Here is a 17,493-nt window from a genome sequence, read left to right as displayed (position 1 = left end):
TAAGCGAAAAGCTAGAGGCTGTCTGCTTTTCGCTTTAATCATTTACTTAACTAGCTAATCGCAGCCCTAACAGCACTAACATCACAATGTTTGCAATCACACTGATTAAAAAGAAGTAACTACGCGGGCTGGGGTTTTTCTCGGTGGCAATTGCGTAATACAGTGCCATATGAATTAAACGTGCAATCACATATACCCAAATACATATTGCAAATACCGAGCTGTGATAATTCATCACAAAAGCAAATAAAACCGTTCCTATAAACAACGCGCTGTTTTCTAGGGTGTTATGAAAAGTACGATGCGCCCTAAATATAAAACTCTCATGAGATAGCTCTTTATCTATTTTTCCTGGCACTGCACCGGGTTGTTTAGCCTTACTAAACGTCGCCACGGCCCACTGAACTAACATCATAATTAAGTATAAATAAAATGCTACAAACGCAGAATGTGCAATATCGGTCATTGTTTTTTCCTTTGTGTTGTAATTAGAGTAATAGTTACAGCAACTATTAAGCCAAATTTAAACCACTGATATGTATATAAATTATTTTATAAAATATACATTTTTTGTAATAGATTCCTGCTTTATATAAAAATTACGGTGTTTATGTAATGTATATCAAACCGCAAGCCAACATTAATACTAATTACGTATTTTATAAATTTAACTTGAGCATTTATTCTAATTATTGTTTTATAGTGTTACTAGAAACGGAACGGCGGAATTTGTATGAAAAATAAAATAACCAAATCTTTAGCTACAGCGGCATTATTGAACTTTATATCAGTACCTGCTTTTTCAGCTCAAGATCATATTGAAAATACAGAAAACTTGGTACAGCAAGCTCAATACAAAAACGTAGCAACTATTAAGCGTAATTTCGCAAAGCAAGTAGCGCTTAATTATCCAGTGTTGGATGCTGATTTAAAACAATCATTAAATAAATATAACTTAGTTTTAAATGCTGATCAGTTATCAACTGTAGAACGGCATACAAAGCGTAATATAAGTCAGGCAAATAGCGCCTTACAACAACTTAAAGGCTTACCAAACAATACAGGAAGCTTGTTACAAGTTCGTTTGGCAAGTGAGTCCATGCTTACTGATTGGCAACAAGGTGAAAAACCTTTATTCGCATTTGCACCCGCTGGTGACGATAGCCAATGGAGCGAGATTGAAGCGTTCGATCAGTTTGGTGACATTCATTATCTGAGCGTTGACCAAATGCCAACCCAACCTGTTTTTATTGTGGAGTTAGATCAACAAAAAGTACAGGATGCGGGTATTGCAGTAATGAAAGGAATTTTGTCTGCTAACAAGTTCAGCAAAAACATGGTTAGCCCACAAAATCAATTAAGTAATGAGCAGCCATTACAAACTAGTGTGCTAAAAAAAATACATTTAGAGGATGATAAAGAGCCTTGGATTTCAGGAAAGGCAGAAGTTTATGCCATCGTAACGGGGATTAATCCTAGCAGAGATGAACCAATATTAGATATTGTTGATTTACCTTATTTAGATCATGACCAAACCACTTACAGCCCTAATCAGGTTTTAATTCATTGGCAACGTTATCGTTGGCAAGCGGTCGATTTGCTTTTAATGGAGCAAGATGACAACACTAATTATAAAACCTTAGCAATGAAATTATTAGAAATATCAGAGCAAGTAATGGCAAGTATCCCTGATTTACAAGCACAGGGCTATACTATTATTCCTAAACTTACTAATGAATTGCTTAAAGCAATGCCTGATGAATGGTTTACCAATAATGATGATTATGTTGATGTTTTTTACACGCTATTTGAAAACAAAGACTATCAAGAATATAAAGGGGCCAGCAGTAATGCCACTATTACCTTGTCACCTTTAGAGATAAATCCTCGTCAGTAAATAGCGACTCGCCACTGTTTGGCTTGCTAACTAAACAGTGGTGAGTTAATCATTACTCCCGCAGTTTAAGCGTGATACATACAACGCCGTGATCGGTACTTAAATCGTCACGCTCAAACTCGGGGTTAATTAAATGACGATCGTAAGTATGATAATCGCTTACTTCAAAAAAACTGTCGTCATAGCCAGAATCAAACTCACAAGACAGCAAAATATAATCAAGCACAGAGCTGCTTGCGCCAAAGTAATGTGTTGCTTTTCGTAGTGGTTTTAAGCCTTGATTATCTTTATCGATAACACCTTGTATTGACTCATTAGCTACTTCATCAGGCTCGCAATCATCGTTTAACTTTGTAAATAACTGCCACGCATCGTTAAGACAATATTTTGCAAGGTAGGTTTTACTATCAAACGCAGGGGCAAAACGCAGTGTATTGGTTAGTAAATGGCTTAAAACGCCATCAGCTAGGTCGTTATTAAAATCTCCCATTAGTATCATAGGCTGTTGCGTGGCCTCACGACGGCTTATCATTTCTATCATCAGCAATGTTGCTTCACTACCGCGCTGAATAGTTGAGCCCCAGCCACCCGCTACATTTGCTTTTAAAATTTCAATAATGTTTTTTTCAGCGGTTAGTTCTTTATTAGTTTCATCAATCTCAATTGATGGCCGTTTAGATTTAAAATGCACCACATAGCAATCGGTATTGCCGATATGCGGCAAACTTATTGTGGCTCTAAGTACTCTACGGCTAAAGGCAAAATCTTCAGTTAAACCTAAAGTACTGGCAAGCTCATAGTCGTGTTTTACGCTCGCTACTTCAACGATGGGGTATTTTGCTGCTATTGCCACAACGGGGCGTTTATAAATAAAATCATCTATTACCTGTGGCTCATCCACCACAGCAAAGTGCGCATAACCTTGCTGCTTTACTAATTCTTTAAGCGACTCAATGCTAAACACTTCCTGAAAGCCAATTACATCGGGCTGATGCTCGGTTAAATAATCAATAATCCAGCGCTGTTTTTTTGCCCATTGCTCCGCGGTATATATCCGCTCAAACTCATAATAAGCATTAGGTGGCTCAAGATAATTAAACAGGTTAAATGTGGCTATTTTTAATGTTGAATTGGTTATCATCATCTCAGGGGATTGTTCTGAGTTATCAGTTAAAGGTGATGTATTACAGTCACTAATAATGGTCGCCTTTGAAAGTTTATATTGTGTGCTATTGTCAACATCATATAAGATTTTTGCTGAGTGCCAAAGCTTGATAACAACTAAAATCAATTAAATCGTTTAAAGTTTAAGCAAACGAAACCTATCCCCTTTAAATTTATATACAAGTTGGTATGCTACGCGACCTTTTTTAACATATGGTTATCAAAAAAGGCAAAGCCAAGGGGCGGCTAATGCTGCAAGGCACTTAGTATAAGTGGCAGCAATATTACAGGCATCACGTTAAACAAACGTTAGGTGTAACTTTAAATAGCAATATAAAAAGCACTATTAGGGTCAAACTATGCGATTAGGACCAGGACTACTCGTCACCGCTGCCTTCATTGGACCAGGGACTATTACCACCGCGAGCGTAGCGGGTGCAAACTTTGGTTTTGCACTAATATGGACATTACTATTTTCAGTAATTGCCACCATATTATTACAATCTATGGCGGCGCGCCTAGGCGTAGCCACTGGGCAAGACTTAGCACAAGCACTAAGAGCCCATATCGAAACTCCCCTATTTAAATCTCTCGCTATATTTTTAGTGATCAGCGCCATTGGTGTTGGCAGTGCCGCCTACGAGGCTGGTAATTTAAGCGGTGCCAGCATGGGATTAATTGAAATATTCCCTCAGGTAAATGCCCAACTTTGGACGCCACTGATTGCATTTTTAAGTGCCATACTACTTTATAGCGGTAAACACAAAGTTGTTGAAAATGCGCTTATTTTACTAGTGATTTTAATGAGCCTAGTGTTTATCTCTACGCTTGTTATGGCGGCTCCCTCGCTCAGTGACGTATTAGCTGGTTTTATTCCTAGCATGCCTGAGGGCTCAATTACCACCGTATTGGCATTAGTGGGTACGACCATAGTGCCATACAACTTATTTTTACACTCAGGGGTACTGGCTGCTCGCCATGACAGCGAGAGTGACAAACAAAAAGTAATTAAAGAAACCAATATAGATACGGGCGTGTCCATCACCCTAGGTGGGGTGATCACCTTAGCTATTTTATCAACCGCATCAGTGGCATTTTATGGCACCGATGCAGGGCAAATTAGCGCTGCCAATATGGCGGTGCAGCTTGAGCCATTACTTGGCGATGCCGCCCATTACTTTTTTGCTATTGGTTTATTTGCCGCAGGTTTAACCAGCGCAATAACTGCTCCTCTTGCGGGCGCTTACGCCGTATGTGGCATGTTAGGTTGGTCAAATAAAATGGATAACGTTCGCTTTAAAAGCGTTGCCATTGTTATTTTATTATTTGGTGCGGCGGTGGCTTCTCTGGGTTTAGACCCTGTCGCGGTGATAATTTTTGCCCAAGCTGCCAATGGCTTATTGCTGCCTATAGTCACCACTTACCTTGTGTGGTTAGTTAATCAAAAAGCAGTAATGGGTAAATACACTAACTCAGTATTGGTAAACCTACTTACTTTACCAGTGTTAGTACTTATTTTTGGCCTAAGTAGTTACAAGCTCTTTAGTTTGATTTTTTAATACTACTCTGTGATTTATGAACACACAAAAGCCGCTGTATTAATAGCGGCTTTTTACATTGCATTGCATTGCATTGCAAACTAATACTCACTTAAAAACCGTGATGCTCTGTCTTTTGCTTATTTGCCTTAATGAGTTTTGCAAATACATAACCCCCTACTGCACCTGCACATAATTGCGCATAAAACCCCCAGCCTCTTGCACCCGCAATAATAGTAATATTCATAATAGATTCAATAGCAATTAACGCTGTTGTAAACGCTACAATACCCGCAGTTACAAATAATTGTATCCCCTGATTTTGAAGCTTTTTTGCGATAAACCAGGTCACAAAAAATGCGATAGCAAGTGCAATCGCAATAATAGCGCCGTAAGTAGGTAGCAAGCCAAGCCAATCTTCAAGAGTTAAATTAACACGATCATTAAAGCCCACCACTACACCTACATTAACTAATTGATTGACAACGTATTGGCTATGAAACAAGCTAGCAAGAGTGAATGTAAGTAACCAAGAAACTAAAAATGAAGGGAGTGTACGTGTTAAAAACTGCATGGTTATCTCAACTTAAAATGAAACTTTTTCCTTACACTAGCAAAGGCTTGCAGGGTAAACAATCTCTACGTTGTATTACGCTACTCTCGCTTTTAACGTTTTCTTGTAACGTCAGTGCCGAATTACCAATTCGGCAATATACTGCTAGTACCTTAGCAACAGATCTCAATTCACCATGGAGCATGGTTAAGCTCCCAAACAATACGTGGTTAGTTACAGAGCGTGATGGCCATGTTGTCATCATTAAAAACAACCAACAAAGCCGAGTTAAAATAAACTTCGAGGGCTTATACGTTGCAGGGCAAGGCGGTTTACTCGATATAGTACTTTCGCCAAATTACAGTGAATCAAAAGAAATAATATTCACTTATGCCCAAGGTGAGCTTGATGCAAACAGACTCGTTATTGCCAAAGCTAAGTTTGATGGCGAGCAGTTTTCAGCACCAAAAGTTATTTATAAAGTTGCCACCGATAAGGGCACACCGCAGCATTACTCTGGCCGGGCGCTTGTACTGCCCGATAATAGCTTACTGTTTTCAAGTGGTGATGGCTTTGACTACCGCGAGCAAGCACAAGTTATAACCAGCCAATTAGGTAAAGTGCTACGAATTAATTTAAATGGCACTATTCCAAGCGATAACCCGTTTATTAAACATGAAACCCCTACCGCGCATGCCATTTATTCACTCGGGCACCGTAACTTGCAAGGCTTGGTTTATGATTACGATACCAAGCAAATCATTAGCCACGAACACGGCCCCGCAGGCGGTGATGAGCTCAACTATTTAAAGGCTGGCACCAATTACGGCTGGCCAGTAATTACTAACGGCGACGATTATTCACAAGCACGCATTTCGCCCTTTAGAGACTACCCAGGCATGGCTAAACCAACCGTAGATTGGACTCCCTCAATTGCGCCATCAGGCATGGCATATTATGGCTCTAAGCATGCAGCCTTCCCTTCACTGCAACGCCACGTGCTTATTACTACATTGGTCGATAAAAAGCTCTACAGCGTTAATTTAGCAAATGGTGAATACACCCAGTCGCATATTTTCCCAGAGGCTACAAGTAGACTCAGAGATGTGTTTGTCACTGCTGAAGGTAATGTGGCGATATTAACGGATGGAAAAGAGGCAAGGTTAATGCTGGTAACGCCAAAGTAATATTCACTTAAATGAATGGTGATTGTCTCGTAGGATTTATTTTAATGTTTAACTTTTAAAATAAATCCTACGAGACTAAAAGTAGCAGCAAGCTAAATTCATACTTAAAGCCAGACCCTTTAGGGAAGCTTTACTAAAAGATTTTTATGGTGTGTTTAAATTAACTTTCCTCTCGCAGGCTTTTTGAAAATCATCTGGAGAAATTACGATTTGCCGCGTTGTATTTTTAACCTTCTTTTTTATCTCTTCTTTATTAAAAACTAAGTAACAGCCACTGCCGTCACTTATCTCAATTGAAGATAAACTTTTATCCATTATTTTTGATTCAATTGATGACTGTTCATATTGCCAAACGTTTACTTCACCTGCTTTTAATGGCATGCCCATTACCTGAGTACCGTACTCAGTTTTAAACACCACTTTAACCATTAATTCTTCAGCCGTAGAGTTTTTAACACTAGCCCAGTAAATACTTGAACATGAGCTCAATACAAAAGTTATTAGTAATCCAAAAATTAATACCTTTAATCTTTCCATAGAACCTCTGAACTCCAAATTAATCTTTTTATATCAACTTCAAGCGCTTCACTGCGTGTAATGCGTTGCTTCAAATTAGCGGTATTTTTTGTGTTATTGTAATACTTCATGAGATCAATCTTTCCTTGATTTGGATAACCTGGAGAAGATACTTTAACATTTTGAAGGAGAACATTTGTACTACCTTTATGACCCCAAGATAAATTAATACCTCCTACATACATAAGTATACAATGGCCAAACTCATGCGCTGAAACCCAGCGTATCGAGGATAAATACTTTAAACTATTGAGTGAGCTCAGCCCATTGATTATGCCAATCCCATTTTGTGGTTGGGTAACCATGGATCAGTAATAAACTCAGCGCTCCCTCTTCCCCTTGCACATGATATCTAATCTCATGACCTTGAAGTTCAAACGTCGATTGGCTCTTATGCCACGAAGCTAATAGTAAGTAATTATTGTAGTGTTACTAATGACATTCATGACGATTTCGGCGCATTTATAGGATTATAAACAAATGAATAAAGTATCTATCATAATAAACTTTTAATGTGGTGTTACTTAAGTGCTCCATGAAAATGTACATGAATTTATTATTTGCGGGTAGCCATTTCCATGACTAATATCATTTAAGATAGGACGACAATAACGAAATTAAGGAGTCAAAGTGAAAATATTGTCCGTTGACGATAACCCTCAAAATAGAAACATCATGGAAATTGCGCTTTCTAAGCAACACGATATTGCTTCATCTGATGGAACCGAGCCAATATTAGCACTAATGGAACAGCACCAGCCACAAGTCGTCTTAATGGATATTTTACTTAGTAATGGCCTTACTGGTTATGATTTAGTTGAACAAATAAAACAATCCGGTGAATACGATGATTGCGAAATTATATTTATATCCGCTTTAACATCAAGTGAAGACAAACTCACAGCATATGGGTATGGCGGCGATGATTATATTGCCAAGCCAGTAGACTTTAAGGAACTTAACGAAAAGTTAAAGCGTGTTGAACTGCGTATTACAGAGCGAAATAATCTAAAAGAAATGTACGATGTTGCCTCTACAACTGCTTTTACGTCAATGCAACAAGCAAGTGAACTCGGAGAGTTAGTTTCATTCTTTACTGACAACCTTGACGTAACCGATTTAGATACATTATTTGCTAACGTACAGCAGTACTTTACCAATGCAGGCGCTAGCTGCTGTGTAGAGTTTAGGGTAGCAAACCAATATCACCAATTTCCAAAACAAACTATTTCTGAACTGGAAAAAGAAATTCTTGAACTGGGAAGAAGAGCAAAACGAATAGTGCCATTTAGCTCTAACTTATTATTTAACGCGCCTGCTTGCTCAATACTTGTAAAAGGAATAAATGCAAAAGACGAAGGCTTACTCGGACGACTTCGAGATAATTTTGCTATTTTACTTACTATTATAGAAAGCCGAATGGAATTTATTGAACAGCAATTAGAAAAAGCGACGATACGTCAACAAGCTTTAAACATCCTCAAGAGCCAACTTGCTGATGATTTTAGTACCATAAAAAAGCTATGCTCAGAGCAAGATAAGCAAGTAAAAATACTCGTTAATGATTTATCTCAAGCTATACAATCAAAAATGATCACTCTAGGTTTGGATGAAGAGCAAGAGTCGGAGCTAGTAGGATTAGTTGATGAAACGAAAGAAATTGTAGAAGAAACCTTAGTCCTGTCTTTTACACTAGAAGAAAAATTACAAGCCATAACAAAACGCTTAAAAGCAGTTGAATAAATTAAGTACAATTTATAGACTGAGCTCGATAGAACCGTAGAACTTTGCTGGGTGGCGCCTTCGGCTTAACCAACCTACCTTTTAACGTAGGTCGGATAAGTGGCGAAGCCACGCCATCCGACAAAAATGATGAATTTACTTGAGACAACCCTACTTATCACGCCGTGCTTAATATGCAAAATAGCGGCTTAAATTAAGCCGCAATAAGATTTAAGTTCTGATATATGAAGTTAATATTTGCTCATTTTGGTCTTCAACCAAATAATCTTTAGATAAATCATTACACTCCGTAGTTTGCATCAACTAATTGACTAACAACAATATTTGAAATATTTTCTTTAGACTTTAACCAAAGCTCAACTTCTTCTCTATCTTGATTAGTCGCCGAACCATAACGATGAACAGAACAAATAAAACCACTAAATGACTTACAGTCACCTCCACCAGCAATACAAAGTTTTCTTTTATTAATGAATTCTAAAAGCTCATCTAGTAATAAATCAAATTCCGCTTCAGTAGCATTTAAATTACAAGTAAATTCAAAACCTAGAATAGCAAATTCATCTAAATACAATTTCTTGCGTAATCGTCTACTTTTAGTACTCATAAATATCCTTTGGCATATGACGCCAACTTATTAACCTGCCAATGATGTACGTAGAATAAATTATAAAGAAACAAAATCCAAAGATAATTTTAATATTTAACAAATAGTTAGAACTTAACTAATTACGCTCAATTGTTACCTGAGTACTTTTTAATGAAAATATTTATTCACAAAAAGGGTAAGAGACGCTGCGCTTTTAGAAGAAAACAGCGGCTTGAATTAAGCCGCTTTTTTGCAACTACCATGGCACCCTGCTCGCTATTCATACAGTTTAAAACTTAGTTTGAAACCATTAGAAGTACATAATTGATAGTGGGTGTCTGCATTAGTTTTATGAGGAGGTGTCTACTAAAACGGGGGGTAGAGCAGCAGTCCCGCTTTAACTGCTAGTTATTAGCCTATTTCCCCGCGATTTTTAGTCCTTGTACAGCTGCTGCCATATGTTTAGCTTGTTGCTCACTAACCATTAAAGTAGTTCTATAAAAAGTACAGTTTTCAACAGTGCAATTCTTTAAAACAATAATACCAGTGAGAAATGTATTTTCTGGTAATGGGATTAAATCACCTGTTTCATTGAAATTAGTATTAACAAAGTTCCCTCCCATTAATGCAATTGCAGCAGGACCGACAAACGAGCAACCTTTGAAGTGTTTGTTTTCATGAACTTGCACCCCTGGAACTCTAAGCTCTTCAATTGGAATAATTTGGTCTTTAAAACTGTCTTGTAATGGGTTTATGTGGTTTTTAGGTTGGCTAACTGAACGAGTATATTCTGCATGTGCAGATTTACTCTCAGCTGATTTAATTAAGTAAAAAATGAGAGTGACAATCGTTGCGCATATAAGCCCAACAACAACCCAACCTAGCTTTCCGAAATCTTTAAAAAATGGAGCGTCAGCTGCAAGTAAAGCAGTAGTTGTTCCACTACCACCAATTAATAGAATAGTTACCAATTTCCAGATCCAATCAGCTGTAGACATTCCATTAGAAAAAATCGAAATTGAATTTAAAAATTTATTCATAATACTCCATATGATGTTGAATCGATTAGGCTTATAACGTCCCAATAAAGGACTAAAAATTGTTTGCTAAAATGTTGAGGAACGAAGCAGCAAACTGTTTTTAGTCCCTCTTAATTGGCTTGTTATAAGCACTTACGCTTTAAATTTATCAAGCTTATCTAAGTTGTTAAATGTTAAGAAAAACGAAACAACACCTAGCTCAATTAAAAAGATATAACTTACAGTAGCTCCAGATAAGCCTGCATAAAAGAATCCTGTTAATGCACAACCAAATATACATGACACAAGCATTGTAAATTTAAAATTCACTTTATGTTTTTGTAACTCTATTTCTTTAGATAGATTGGGATAAGCCCAGCGAAGAGCACCTCCGCCAAATGATCCCAACACAACGCATTTAAATAGTTCTGGAAATAAATCCATTTCATGCTCCTTTTAAGCAAAATAATAAGAAGCTCCCTATTATTCACATACTTAAAAAGAAAACACTAAAAAGGTGAACATTTGGCAAAAAACTCAGAATACCCTGTGCTTATAACAACTTTGTATCCGACATTTGTCGTTTTATAAACCGAAAAATGTCTAAATTTTACAATTAATCTAATGTAACCAGCGAATAAGCACATGTAAACAATTAGTTACCTCTCACCTAAATTTACTGGATGCAGAAAAACACCAAAATGGTAGAGATCAGTAATATTGGACAAAAAGTGTTGTGCAAAGAACAATAGAGGCAGGTTTATTATTTTTACTGACAAGTAGCGTAACTTAGACTTTTACTTTCGCCTTTCTCCTTTTCCCTTTTACCCACAAAAAAAGCCGCTGTTCGTTAAAACAGCGGCTTTCTTTCTAAAGCTTATAGCTAAAAACTGACAGCTAGTATTTTACGCTTTACCAATCACTTCAAGTCCACCCATGTATGGACGAAGCACTTCTGGTACGACTACTGAGCCGTCGGCTTGTTGGTAGTTTTCTAGTATGGCTACAAGCGTACGACCAACCGCTAAACCCGAGCCGTTCAGTGTGTGTAAAAGCTCTGGTTTTTTAGCGCCTTCACGACGAAAACGCGCTTGCATACGGCGTGCTTGGAAATCAACCATGTTTGAACATGATGAGATTTCGCGGTACGTGTCTTGCGCTGGTAACCATACTTCTAAATCGTATGTTTTAGCAGCGCCAAAGCCCATGTCGCCCATACATAAAATTACTTTACGGTATGGTAATTCCAGCGCTTGAAGTATTTGCTCAGCATGGCCTGTTAGCTCTTCGAGTGCTTGCATTGAATCTTCTGGTTTTACAAGTTGTACTAGTTCTACTTTATCAAACTGGTGCTGACGGATTAAACCACGTGTATCGCGACCGTAGCTGCCTGCTTCACTTCTAAAACATGGTGTGTGCGCTGTTAGGCGAATAGGTAAATCGCTTTCTTCGTAAATTTCATCACGGGCGCTGTTGGTAAGCGGTACTTCTGCTGTAGGAATAAGGCTAAAACCAGCTTGTTGCTCGCCATCATCGTTCACTAGGCCTAATGTGTGGAATAAATCGCCCGCAAACTTAGGTAATTGGCTGGTGCCGTAAAGGCTTGCGCTATTAACTAAGTACGGTACATACATTTCTGTGTAGCCGTTTGTGTCTGTGTGGGTGTCTAGCATGTATTGGGTAAGTGCACGGTGCATACGTGCTACTTGGCCGCGCATTACTGTAAAACGCGCGCCACTAATTTTAACGCCCATTTCAAAGTCTAAGCCGTTTAGGTCTTGCCCTACGTCAACGTGGTCTTTAACTTCAAAATCGTACTTTTTAGGGGTGCCCCACGTTAAAATTTCTACGTTGTCGTCTTCGTCAGCGCCTTCTGGTACCGACTCGTCCGGTAAATTTGGAATTGCTAAGGCAATTTGTTTAATTGCTTCTAACACTTCGTCTTGCTCAGCTTTAGCTGCGTCTAATTCGCTGCCTAAGTTAGCCACTGCGTCTAGCAATGGCTGTGCGTCTTCGCCTTTTGCTTTTGCTTGACCAATGGCTTTAGCACTGGCATTACGTTGACTTTGAAGTTCTTGCGTTTTTACTTGTAATGTTTTGCGTTTTTCTTCAAGTTCAGTCACTACCGCTACATCTAGTTCATAACCACGTGCGGCTAAACGTGCTGCAGTTTGTTCGACATCTTGACGTAAATATTTAGAATCTAACATGTTAGTTTTTTAACCTTTTTGCATTACTAGCTGAAGGCCCAGCCAAGCCATAAAAATACACACCATCACGTTTAAGATGATATTGAGGGCCATTTTAATAAAGTGACCTTGTTGTAATAACAACAACGAATCCATTGAGAATGTTGAAAAGGTGGTTAACGCACCTAAAAAGCCAATTCCGATGAGGGTTTTAGCGGGACTCACGGCAATAACCTGCTTATCGATTAAACCGTACAAAATGCCCATCAACAATGAACCCAGAATATTAACCGTCAACGTGCCAAAAGGGAATCCCCTACCGAGGAGTTTTAGCATGGTTTCGCTAATAAAAAACCGTAAACAGGCTCCTGACGCTCCGCCAAGGGCTATCATCATGTAAAGTTTAATCATGCTCATAACGTTTTATTGGGCTTTGTGCGTCGCGCTCTTTTAAATAATCGAGCTTTTGTTTAATTTTTTGCTCAAGTCCACGATCACTTGGCTGGTAGTATTGTTTGCCATCCATTTCTGGCGGTAGGTATTTTTCGCCAGCAGCAAATGCGCCTTCTTCGTTATGCGCGTAACGATACTCTGCGCCATACCCTAAGTCTTTCATTAAATTGGTGGGGGCATTACGTAAATGCTCTGGTACCGGGTAGCTTGGCTCGTTTTTAGCGTCCTGTTTGGCTTGGTTAAACGCCATATAAACCGCATTACTTTTAGGTGCACTGGCTAAATATAAGGTGGCCTGTGCAATGGCGCGCTCACCTTCGCTTGGGCCAACACGCTGAAAAATATCCCATGCGTTTAAAGCCACTTCCATGGCTCGTGGATCGGCGTTACCAATGTCTTCTGTAGCAATTGCTAATAAGCGCCTTGCAACATAAAGCGGGTCGCCGCCACCGGCTAAAATACGGCAGTACCAATAAAGCGCACCATCGGGCGAACTGCCTCGCACCGATTTATGAAACGCCGAAATTAAATCGTAAAATTCATCGCCGCCTTTATCATACTTGGCTAAGTGGGTGGGCAGTACTTGGCTCAGTACGTGTTCGTCTACGTTGTACTTGCCTTTTTGCTCGGTGGTTAAATCTACCGCTTGCTCAAGTAAATTAAGTACTTTACGGGCATCGCCACCGCTTGCTTGGCACAGCGCTTGTTTAGCGTTGTCAGCAATCACAATGTGTTTTTGGCTTAATTGCTCGTCTTGTTTGAGCGCGCGCTCTATTACTGTGTATAAATCGCTTTCTTGCAAGGATTTTAATACATACACCCTTGCGCGAGACAAAATCGCGTTATTAAGCGCAAACGACGGATTTTCGGTAGTCGCGCCTACAAATATAAAAGTGCCATCTTCAATGTGGGGTAAAAACGCATCTTGCTGAGACTTATTAAAGCGGTGTACTTCGTCAACAAACATTAGAGTACGCTGGCCGCGGCTTTGTAAGTTATCGCGCGCTTGGGTTACGCTATCGCGAATATCTTTTACGCCAGCGGTTACTGCCGACATTTGAATTAGTTCAGCGTCGGCATGGTTGGCAATAATTTGCGCCAGCGTAGTTTTACCTACCCCCGGCGGCCCCCATAAAATTAAACTATGGCAGCGCCCTGCAACAATGGCTTGATGCAGCGGTTTGTCGTTACTTAGTAAATGCTGCTGCCCTATGTAATCGTTAAGCGATAAAGGGCGCATACGCGCAGCGAGTGGACGTACATCGGGCCCAAAGTTAAAACCTAAATTACTCACCGTTACTCTGATCGTCTATTTCTACACCCGCTGGCGGGGTAAATTCAAAAGTTGTTTTATCAAGCTCAGTATTAACCTGTGCATTGCTAAATATAAACGCAGATAGCTGGCCTGAGTTATCTTTAACTACCAGTTTTGCAAGCCCTTTTTCGTTATCAGCAAAAGTAATATCAAGCTGCTCTACTTGGCTTTCTACGCCTTTATTTGGGGTAATGCTAAAGCCTAAGTCGGTGGCAAGCACACTGTACTTTTCCCATTGCGCAGGGTCTTTAGAGGTGAGCAATATAAACGGTGTAGAGTCAATTAAACCGCTGGTTTTCATGATGGTTACTTGCTCAGCAAAGCTATCAAAGTAATAGGTTTTATCGCCGTTTGACACAAATAAAGTGTCGTCTGGGTTAGTTTGCTGCCAGCGAATCATCAATGGCTGTTGCAGCGCAATATTGCCTTGGCCTTGCATTACCAGTTGGCCTTCACCGTCGGTTACGTTTTGTTTAAATTGTGCTTTAAAGCTTTTTAAGGTCGATAACTTATCTTGTAATGCTTGGCTGTCGTCAGCAAAGCTGGGCATAACCACTAAACTGCCTAATACTAATAATAAACTACTTAATTTTTTCATTAATTTGCTCCATTAGGTACTAATACATCGCGTGCGCCGTTGTGTCCTGGTGCACTCACGATACCTGATGTTTCCATTTGTTCTACTAAACGTGCAGCACGGTTATAGCCTACACGTAATTTACGTTGCACTGATGATACCGAGACTTTGCCGGTTTCTATTACAAAGGCAACCGCTTCGTCGTATAACGGATCTGACTCTTCATCGCCATTTTCACTGGCTTCCCCTGGTAATAAAATATCTTCAGTGGCATCGCCATTTAAAATCTCGTCTATGTAATTTGGTTTAGCACGGGCTTTCCAATCGTTTACTACAGCATGTACTTCATGGTCGTCTACAAACGCGCCATGCACACGCTCTGGCACACTGGTGCCTGGCGGTAAATAAAGCATGTCACCCATGCCTAATAAGTTTTCTGCGCCTTGTTGATCAAGTATGGTGCGCGAGTCTATTTTACTTGATACCTGAAACGCCATACGTGTAGGTATATTCGCTTTTATTAAACCGGTTATTACATCAACCGACGGACGCTGCGTTGCCAAAATTAAGTGAATACCCGCAGCACGCGCTTTTTGCGCAATACGAGCAATTAGCTCTTCAACTTTTTTACCTACAATCATCATCATGTCGGCAAATTCGTCAATAACCACCACTATGCTAGGTAATTTATCTAGCTCATCTGGGCCGTCTTTCATGCCATCGGTGTCTTTAAATAATGGATCCATTATTGGGTAGCCCGCTTCTTTGGCTTCCATTACTTTTTGGTTATAACCTTTTAAGTTACGTACACCTAAAGCCGACATCAGCTTATAGCGGCGTTCCATTTCACCTACACACCAACGCAGCGCGTTAGCGGCTTCTTTCATGTCGGTTACAACTTCACACAATAAATGCGGAATACCTTCGTAAACAGAAAGCTCAAGCATTTTCGGGTCAATCATGATCATACGAACATCTTCTGGGCCCGATTTATACAGTAAGCTTAATATCATTACATTAACGCCCACTGACTTACCTGAACCGGTTGTACCGGCAACTAATAAATGTGGCATTTTACCTAGGTCAGCACACACAGGTTGCCCTGCAATATCTTTACCAAGCACCATGGTTAATGGCGATGGGTTTTGCTCAAACTTAGGTGCGTTTATCACTTCTGATAAACGTACAATTTCACGGTATTTATTAGGCAGCTCAATACCGATATAGGTTTTACCCGGAATAACTTCAACCACTCGCACACTAATTGCCGATAGCGAGCGCGCTAAATCTTTTGACAGCCCAGTAATTTTAGACACCTTAATACCCGGTGCTAAATCAAGCTCAAAACGGGTAACAACAGGCCCAGGGTAAACTCCAACCACGGTTGCTTGCACGTTAAAATCGAGTAGTTTTGTTTCTACAAGGCGCGATACACTATCAAGCTCTTCTTGCGAAATTGGATTTTTTGCTTTGTCGGGTCTGTCTAGTAAATCCAATGATGGCAATGGCCCCGGAGGTGGCTCTTGCTCTAATAATTGCTCAAACTTCTCTTTGGCAGTTGGCGGCGGTTGAAACCCTGATTTTGGCTTGTTAATGGGTCTTGCTGGTGAAACCACGGTTGTAGCTGGTTTTTCAGGTTCAACCACTGGGCTTTGATCCAGCGCATTAAGCGCCGCTTCTGTGTCCATAGGTTCATCGTCTATGGCGCTAAAACTAATTTCTTGATCGAGTATTTGGTCGAGTTCGTCAAACGGCATAAACTCGTCGTCTTGCGGCGCGTTTACTTTAGTTGCGGGTTTATCGATTGCTTTGGGTTTGTCTGCTGTTTTATTAGCAAGTTCAGGTTCTTGTTGTCGTGTGTCGTCTTCAAAATAGGCATCGGGTTGCTCGTCTTGTACTTTACCTGCAATGTGCTCGCGCTGCATCCAACCTCGAGCATAGGTGACCAAAAAGCGGTATAACCTAACTATTAAGTCACCTAAATAATCAACAAATTGTACCCACGACACACCTGTTAATAGGGTTAACCCTGCAAAAAAGAAACACAGCAGTAAAATAGAGGTACCGGTAAAATTAAACGCTGGCATCATCGCCGATGCAATCACATCGCCCACCACCCCACCGGATGAAAAATTATAAATATCATCAAAATTAATACTGCTAATAGCGGTTGCTGAGGTAATAAACAGCGCAAAGCCAATAATGCGTAATCCAAGTGTGGTGTAATCGAGTTGCAAAATACGGTGTGGCTGCTTAAACACTAAATAGCCAAGCAGCTGAATGGCCGCTGGCACAAAATAGGCAAGCCAACCAAAGGTAAGAAGTAAAATGTCGGCCACCCACGCGCCCGCCGTACCTGTGATATTTTGTACATTGGTAAACTCACCCGTTTGCGACCAAGCAGGATCGGCAGGATGAAAACTAATTAAAGCACATAAAATAAATACCGCTGCAAAGGTGCTGACGATGAGCCCCGTTTCTAATAGTCTTTGTACACCGTTTAGGCGCATAATTACCTATCCCTCATTATTATTTTTTACACTCACTTGGCAATAGAATACCTTAGCAGGAAATGTATTTTGATGCACTTTATCTTAACCATGATGGCCTGATTATGAACAAGTTTTTATTATTTAGTCGTACACTCATTAAAAAAGCAAAGTTGGCTGCAACAATAAAAGTATATTAAAGGC

17 protein-coding genes are annotated in these 17,493 nt (G+C 39.8%); 4 read left to right on the top strand and 13 right to left on the bottom strand.

Annotated features, from left to right (window positions below):
- Positions 1 to 46 precede the first annotated feature (46 nt).
- Positions 47 to 466 carry an MAPEG family protein gene (locus ACNSN3_RS05825; RefSeq protein WP_010389742.1) on the bottom strand — a complete coding sequence of 140 codons (420 nt, stop codon included), beginning with the start codon at positions 464 to 466 and terminating at the stop codon, positions 47 to 49.
- Positions 467 to 733: 267 nt separating this feature from the next.
- Between ACNSN3_RS05825 and ACNSN3_RS05820 the strand changes: the two genes are divergently transcribed.
- Positions 734 to 1,897 (top strand): DUF3103 family protein, encoded by a 1,164-nt coding sequence (locus ACNSN3_RS05820; protein ID WP_418608758.1) that lies wholly within the window; start codon positions 734 to 736, stop codon positions 1,895 to 1,897.
- Between the two features lie 52 nt (positions 1,898 to 1,949).
- Here ACNSN3_RS05820 and ACNSN3_RS05815 read toward each other — a convergent pair whose 3' ends face one another.
- Positions 1,950 to 2,999 (bottom strand): endonuclease/exonuclease/phosphatase family protein, encoded by a 1,050-nt coding sequence (locus tag ACNSN3_RS05815; RefSeq protein WP_418609045.1) that lies wholly within the window; start codon positions 2,997 to 2,999, stop codon positions 1,950 to 1,952.
- 421 nt (positions 3,000 to 3,420) lie between these two features.
- On the opposite strand from ACNSN3_RS05815, the gene ACNSN3_RS05810 reads away from it, so the two are divergent.
- Positions 3,421 to 4,620: an Nramp family divalent metal transporter gene (locus ACNSN3_RS05810; protein ID WP_418608757.1), complete on the top strand. Its 1,200-nt coding sequence runs from the start codon at positions 3,421 to 3,423 to the stop codon at positions 4,618 to 4,620.
- Between the two features lie 91 nt (positions 4,621 to 4,711).
- Here ACNSN3_RS05810 and ACNSN3_RS05805 read toward each other — a convergent pair whose 3' ends face one another.
- The gene (locus ACNSN3_RS05805; RefSeq protein WP_418608756.1) at positions 4,712 to 5,173 is read right to left on the bottom strand and encodes a hypothetical protein; all 462 of its coding nucleotides are present in this window, start codon (positions 5,171 to 5,173) and stop codon (positions 4,712 to 4,714) included.
- Here ACNSN3_RS05805 and ACNSN3_RS05800 point away from each other — a divergent pair.
- Positions 5,158 to 6,339 (top strand): PQQ-dependent sugar dehydrogenase, encoded by a 1,182-nt coding sequence (locus ACNSN3_RS05800; RefSeq protein ID WP_418608755.1) that lies wholly within the window; start codon positions 5,158 to 5,160, stop codon positions 6,337 to 6,339. The two genes, ACNSN3_RS05805 and ACNSN3_RS05800, sit on opposite strands and share 16 nt — an antisense overlap.
- 144 nt (positions 6,340 to 6,483) lie before the next feature.
- On the opposite strand, the gene ACNSN3_RS05795 is transcribed toward ACNSN3_RS05800, so the two are convergent.
- Both ACNSN3_RS05795 and ACNSN3_RS05790 read right to left on the bottom strand, forming a co-directional pair.
- Positions 6,484 to 6,876 (bottom strand): hypothetical protein, encoded by a 393-nt coding sequence (locus ACNSN3_RS05795; RefSeq protein ID WP_055011852.1) that lies wholly within the window; start codon positions 6,874 to 6,876, stop codon positions 6,484 to 6,486.
- Positions 6,864 to 6,986 (bottom strand): hypothetical protein, encoded by a 123-nt coding sequence (locus ACNSN3_RS05790; protein WP_418608754.1) that lies wholly within the window; start codon positions 6,984 to 6,986, stop codon positions 6,864 to 6,866. Before ACNSN3_RS05790 ends, ACNSN3_RS05795 begins: the two co-directional genes overlap by 13 nt.
- Positions 6,987 to 7,545: 559 nt before the next feature.
- Here ACNSN3_RS05790 and ACNSN3_RS05785 point away from each other — a divergent pair.
- On the top strand, positions 7,546 to 8,658 hold the full coding sequence (locus ACNSN3_RS05785) for a response regulator (protein WP_418608753.1): 1,113 nt from the start codon (positions 7,546 to 7,548) through the stop codon (positions 8,656 to 8,658).
- A gap of 280 nt (positions 8,659 to 8,938) precedes the next feature.
- Here the strand turns inward: ACNSN3_RS05785 and ACNSN3_RS05780 are convergent, their stop codons facing one another.
- The 8 genes from ACNSN3_RS05780 to ACNSN3_RS05745 form a co-directional block, all read right to left on the bottom strand.
- Positions 8,939 to 9,265, bottom strand: a complete 327-nt coding sequence (locus tag ACNSN3_RS05780) for a YggL family protein (protein ID WP_418608752.1) — start codon at positions 9,263 to 9,265, stop codon at positions 8,939 to 8,941.
- A 398-nt stretch (positions 9,266 to 9,663) separates the two neighbouring features.
- Positions 9,664 to 10,287, bottom strand: a complete 624-nt coding sequence (locus tag ACNSN3_RS05775; protein ID WP_418608751.1) for a hypothetical protein — start codon at positions 10,285 to 10,287, stop codon at positions 9,664 to 9,666.
- A gap of 132 nt (positions 10,288 to 10,419) precedes the next feature.
- On the bottom strand, positions 10,420 to 10,710 hold the full coding sequence (locus tag ACNSN3_RS05770; protein WP_418608750.1) for a hypothetical protein: 291 nt from the start codon (positions 10,708 to 10,710) through the stop codon (positions 10,420 to 10,422).
- 461 nt (positions 10,711 to 11,171) lie between these two features.
- Positions 11,172 to 12,476, bottom strand: a complete 1,305-nt coding sequence (gene serS, locus ACNSN3_RS05765; protein WP_008110064.1) for a serine--tRNA ligase — start codon at positions 12,474 to 12,476, stop codon at positions 11,172 to 11,174.
- A gap of 9 nt (positions 12,477 to 12,485) precedes the next feature.
- Positions 12,486 to 12,866, bottom strand: coding sequence for a fluoride efflux transporter CrcB (gene crcB, locus ACNSN3_RS05760; protein ID WP_010389726.1), 381 nt, complete (start codon positions 12,864 to 12,866; stop codon positions 12,486 to 12,488).
- The gene (locus ACNSN3_RS05755; RefSeq protein ID WP_418608749.1) at positions 12,859 to 14,202 is read right to left on the bottom strand and encodes a replication-associated recombination protein A; all 1,344 of its coding nucleotides are present in this window, start codon (positions 14,200 to 14,202) and stop codon (positions 12,859 to 12,861) included. The genes crcB and ACNSN3_RS05755 overlap by 8 nt, the downstream gene beginning before the upstream one ends.
- Positions 14,195 to 14,821 carry an outer membrane lipoprotein chaperone LolA gene (gene lolA / locus ACNSN3_RS05750; RefSeq protein WP_418608748.1) on the bottom strand — a complete coding sequence of 209 codons (627 nt, stop codon included), beginning with the start codon at positions 14,819 to 14,821 and terminating at the stop codon, positions 14,195 to 14,197. The genes ACNSN3_RS05755 and lolA overlap by 8 nt, the downstream gene beginning before the upstream one ends.
- Positions 14,821 to 17,310: a DNA translocase FtsK 4TM domain-containing protein gene (locus ACNSN3_RS05745; protein WP_418608747.1), complete on the bottom strand. Its 2,490-nt coding sequence runs from the start codon at positions 17,308 to 17,310 to the stop codon at positions 14,821 to 14,823. The genes lolA and ACNSN3_RS05745 overlap by 1 nt, the downstream gene beginning before the upstream one ends.
- Positions 17,311 to 17,493 lie beyond the last annotated feature (183 nt).

The organism is Pseudoalteromonas sp. US3C1004, assembly GCF_048401065.1.
Lineage (GTDB): Bacteria > Pseudomonadota > Gammaproteobacteria > Enterobacterales > Alteromonadaceae > Pseudoalteromonas > Pseudoalteromonas undina.
The sequence above is the reverse complement of the archived record's forward strand: the minus strand, read 5'-3'. Positions and strand labels throughout refer to the sequence as shown.

Excerpts from the sequence above, each read along its gene's own strand:
- ACNSN3_RS05825 (WP_010389742.1), bottom strand. The coding sequence starts at position 466 with ATGACCGATATTGCACATTCTGCGTTTGTAGCATTTTATTTATACTTA.
- lolA (WP_418608748.1), bottom strand. The coding sequence starts at position 14,821 with ATGAAAAAATTAAGTAGTTTATTATTAGTATTAGGCAGTTTAGTGGTT.
- ACNSN3_RS05805 (WP_418608756.1), bottom strand. The coding sequence starts at position 5,173 with ATGCAGTTTTTAACACGTACACTCCCTTCATTTTTAGTTTCTTGGTTA.
- ACNSN3_RS05745 (WP_418608747.1), bottom strand. The coding sequence starts at position 17,310 with ATGCGCCTAAACGGTGTACAAAGACTATTAGAAACGGGGCTCATCGTC.
- ACNSN3_RS05820 (WP_418608758.1), top strand. The coding sequence starts at position 734 with ATGAAAAATAAAATAACCAAATCTTTAGCTACAGCGGCATTATTGAAC.
- ACNSN3_RS05770 (WP_418608750.1), bottom strand. The coding sequence starts at position 10,710 with ATGGATTTATTTCCAGAACTATTTAAATGCGTTGTGTTGGGATCATTT.
- ACNSN3_RS05780 (WP_418608752.1), bottom strand. The coding sequence starts at position 9,265 with ATGAGTACTAAAAGTAGACGATTACGCAAGAAATTGTATTTAGATGAA.
- ACNSN3_RS05790 (WP_418608754.1), bottom strand. The coding sequence starts at position 6,986 with ATGAAGTATTACAATAACACAAAAAATACCGCTAATTTGAAGCAACGC.
- ACNSN3_RS05795 (WP_055011852.1), bottom strand. The coding sequence starts at position 6,876 with ATGGAAAGATTAAAGGTATTAATTTTTGGATTACTAATAACTTTTGTA.
- serS (WP_008110064.1), bottom strand. The coding sequence starts at position 12,476 with ATGTTAGATTCTAAATATTTACGTCAAGATGTCGAACAAACTGCAGCA.
- ACNSN3_RS05775 (WP_418608751.1), bottom strand. The coding sequence starts at position 10,287 with ATGAATAAATTTTTAAATTCAATTTCGATTTTTTCTAATGGAATGTCT.
- crcB (WP_010389726.1), bottom strand. The coding sequence starts at position 12,866 with ATGATTAAACTTTACATGATGATAGCCCTTGGCGGAGCGTCAGGAGCC.
- ACNSN3_RS05810 (WP_418608757.1), top strand. The coding sequence starts at position 3,421 with ATGCGATTAGGACCAGGACTACTCGTCACCGCTGCCTTCATTGGACCA.